This is a genomic window from Arthrobacter sp. Y3223164 (assembly GCF_059091005.1).
In genome coordinates this window covers 1-3,501 of sequence record NZ_JBNHGF010000290.1, presented here as the reverse complement: position 1 = coordinate 3,501, position 3,501 = coordinate 1, and the positions used below count along the sequence as shown (strand labels likewise).

Below are 3,501 nucleotides of genomic sequence, written 5' to 3'. Positions count from 1 at the left end.
GGACCGGGCCCCGGGCTCGGGGGCTCTCCGCCGGCCGGGCTGTGGCCGCTGGGCAGCGCGGGGAGGATGACCGGTTCTGCCGGCTGCGGCGTCTGCTCTTCGCTCATGTTTTCATCTTGCCAGAGACGGACAGCGGGCGCAGAGCATATCCGGCCCCGGTCAGCAGCAGCGTCCCTGCGGGTTGTTCTCCTGCCGGTCCGTCTTGTCCCGCCAGAACTCGCGCTCGCTCATCGGCTCCGTGCCCGGATGTGCCCGCCGGTGGTGCCGAAGATAGTCCTGGTAGGCGTGCTCGCCCATCACCCCTTGGAAGAACCAGGCGAAGCTCTGCCAGCCGCTCCGGGCGCGGGGCCAGATGACGCCGGACATCAGTGGCCCGCCTTGGCCCGACCGGTGTCGGCCGGCAGTTCGTTCCATTGCCTTTCCAGTTCCTTCTCCGGCCGGCTGGCCAGGAAGCCGGCCGGCGCGTAGATGGCGGAGACCACCGCGGGGTCCTCGTGCGAGGGTTCCCCGCCCAGCCGCCAGGACTTATAGGTGGCGATGAGGGCGGTGGCGATGACGATGATGGTCAGCACCACGAACACGATGGACAGCGTGCCCTGCACCGCGGTGTTGCGGACCACCGCCTCCATCTCCTGCACGGAGGATGCGTTTCCGAGGCTCGTCTCACCGGCTGCCAAGGCTTCGCGGTGGGCGATGTGGTTGGCCCAGTAGCCCACCTTCACATCCGAGCTGAAGATCTTCAGGATCGAGGCCCAGATGGTGATCACGGCGGCGAAGGCCAGCGGGAGCCCGATAATCCACAGATACTTGAACGCCCCGCGCTTGGCCGCGATGGCCAGGCAGACCGCGAGCGCGATGGCCGCCAGCAGCTGGTTGGCGATGCCGAAGAGCGGGAAGAACGTGTTAATGCCGCCCAGCGGATCGGTGACGCCCAGGATCAGGATGTAGCCCCAACCCGCCACCATGATGGCCGTGCAGATCCAGACGCCGGGGCGCCAGGACATGTTCTTGAACTTCGGCAGGACGTTGCCGACGGTGTCCTGCAGCATGAAGCGGGCCACGCGGGTTCCGGCGTCGACCGCGGTGAGGATGAACAGCGCCTCGAACATGATGGCGAAGTGGTACCAGAAGCCCATCATCCCGATGCCGCCGATCAGTCCCTGCATGATGTGTGCGAGGCCGACGGCGAGGGTGGGCGCGCCGCCGGTGCGCGAAACCACCGATTCCTCGCCGACGTTGCTGGCCAGGTCGGTGAGCATGTCCGGTGTCAGGTTGACGCCGGCCAGGCCAAGGCCATTGACGAAGGCGACCGCGCCTTCCACCGTGCCGCCGGTGGCCGCCGCGGAGGCGTTCATTGCGAAGTAGATACCGCGGTCGATCGAGATGGCCGCGACCAGCGCCATGATGGCCACGAAGGACTCCATCAGCATTCCGCCGTAGCCGATGAAGCGGGTCTGCCTCTCCTTCTGCACCATCTTGGGCGTGGTCCCGGAGGAGATCAGCGCATGGAATCCCGAGAGTGCGCCGCAGGCAATGGTGACGAACAGGAAGGGAAACAGCGAACCGGCCACCACGGGGGCGTCGTCGCGGCCCGCGAACTCGCTGAACGCCGGCACGTTGATTTCCGGGCGCACGAGCACGATGGCCAGCGCCAGCATCAGGATGGTGCCGATTTTCATGAAGGTGGAGAGGTAGTCGCGCGGGGCCAGCAGCAACCACACCGGCAGTACCGCCGCGATGAAGCCGTAGATGATGATGCCCCAGGCGATGGTGGTCCGGTCCAGCGTGAAGACCGCCGCGCCCCACTCGGTGTCCGCGATCATCCCGCCGCCAATGATGGCGGCGATCAGCAGCACGAAGCCGATGAGGGAGACCTCGCTGACCTTGCCCGGCCGGAGGAAACGCAGGTAGATGCCCATGAAGATGGCGATGGGGATGGTCATCGCCACCGAGAAGACACCCCAGGGCGACTCGCCCAGGGCGTTCACCACGACCAGGGCCAGGATCGCCACGATGATGATCATGATGGTCAGCGTGGCGATCAGGGCCGCGGTGCCGCCGATCACGCCGAGTTCCTCGCGGGCCATCTGGCCCAGCGAACGGCCGCCCCGGCGCATGGAGAAGAACAGCACGAGGTAGTCCTGCACCGCCCCGGCCAGGATCACGCCCACGATGATCCACAGGGTGCCCGGCAGGTAACCCATCTGCGCCGCCAGGATGGGCCCGACCAGCGGACCGGCGCCCGCGATGGCGGCGAAGTGGTGGCCGTAGAGCACGCGGCGGTCCGTCGCGACGTAGTCCTTGCCGTCCGCGTTGTACTCTGCCGGCGTCGCCCTCAGGTCGTTGGGGCGGGTGAGCTTGTTCTCGATGAACTTGGAGTAGAACCGGTAGGCGATGAAGTACGTGCAGACGGCCGCGAAGACGAACCAGATCGCGTTAATCGTTTCGCCCCGCGAAAACGCGAGGATACTCCAACTCACGGCCCCGAGCAGGGCGATGGCCACCCAGATCACGATCTTGGTCGGGGTCCACCTGTGGGCCTCGGCCTCCGCGGCCGGATCCAGCGCTACCGGCGGCAGGGTGGGATCCTGCACCAGGACGTCGGATGCGGGACCATTCCTCCCGGGTTGCCCGGGCCGGGGTCCGCTGAATTTCTCGCTCATGATGCTCCCCTCGTGGAACGCCGTCCGCTTTTACGAAGCACCGTAGCAGCGACGTCGCTTGGAGGGAACGGGAAGGCCGATTTCAGGGGGTAGTGAGCAGGATCTTGCCGGTGTGTTCGCCGGAATCGAAGTACTCGTGGGCCGCCGCCGCCTCCGACAGGGCGAACGTGCGGTGCACCTGTGGTTTGACGTCGCCGGAGACGACCAGCGGCCAGACATGCTCGGCGACCGCCCGCACGATGGCGGCTTTCTCCTCCGCGGGCCTGGCCCGGAGGGTCGTGCCGATGACCGCACCCCGTTTGGCCATCAACTGGCCGAGGTTCAGTTCGGCCTTGGCCCCGCCCAGCAGCCCGATCACCACCAGCCGCCCGGAGGTGGCGAGCGCGTCCACGTTGCGCTGCAGGTATTTGGCACCCACCACGTCCAAAATGACGTCGGCGCCCCGGCCTCCGGTGGCGTCCTTGATCCGTTCCACGAAGTCTTCCTCGCGGTAGTTGATCAGCACCTCGGCACCCAGCCCACGCGCGACATCGAGCTTTTCCCGGCTGCCGGCCGTCACGGCAGGGATCGCGCCGAAAGCGGCAACCAGCTGGACGGCCATGGTGCCGATGCCGCCGGCGCCGCCGTGGATCAGCACCGTTTCCCCGGCCTGCACGCCCGCGGCCATGAAGAGATTGGAAAAGACGGTGGCCGCCACCTCCGGCAGGGCCGCGGCCGTCACCACATCGATTCCCCGCGGGACCGGCAGCACCTGGCCCGCCGGAACCGCCACCTGCTCGGCGTAGCCGCCGCCGGCCAGGAGCGCGCATACTTCGTCGCCCACCCGAAGCCCGCCGAC

Annotated in this window: 3 protein-coding genes; all 3 read right to left on the bottom strand. The window is 67.5% G+C overall.

Annotated elements, in window-relative coordinates; all coding sequences use genetic code 11:
- Nucleotides 1–159 precede the first annotated feature (159 nt).
- The gene (locus AC5RUJ_RS12735; protein ID WP_494128117.1) at nt 160–366 is read right to left on the bottom strand and encodes a YbdD/YjiX family protein; all 207 of its coding nucleotides are present in this window, start codon (nt 364–366) and stop codon (nt 160–162) included.
- Nucleotides 366–2,663 (bottom strand): carbon starvation CstA family protein, encoded by a 2,298-nt coding sequence (locus AC5RUJ_RS12730; RefSeq protein ID WP_494024633.1) that lies wholly within the window; start codon nt 2,661–2,663, stop codon nt 366–368. Before AC5RUJ_RS12730 ends, AC5RUJ_RS12735 begins: the two co-directional genes overlap by 1 nt.
- Nucleotides 2,664–2,745: 82 nt before the next feature.
- The coding region (locus tag AC5RUJ_RS12725) for an NAD(P)H-quinone oxidoreductase (RefSeq protein WP_494155952.1) at nt 2,746–3,501 on the bottom strand (756 nt) is incomplete at its 5' end.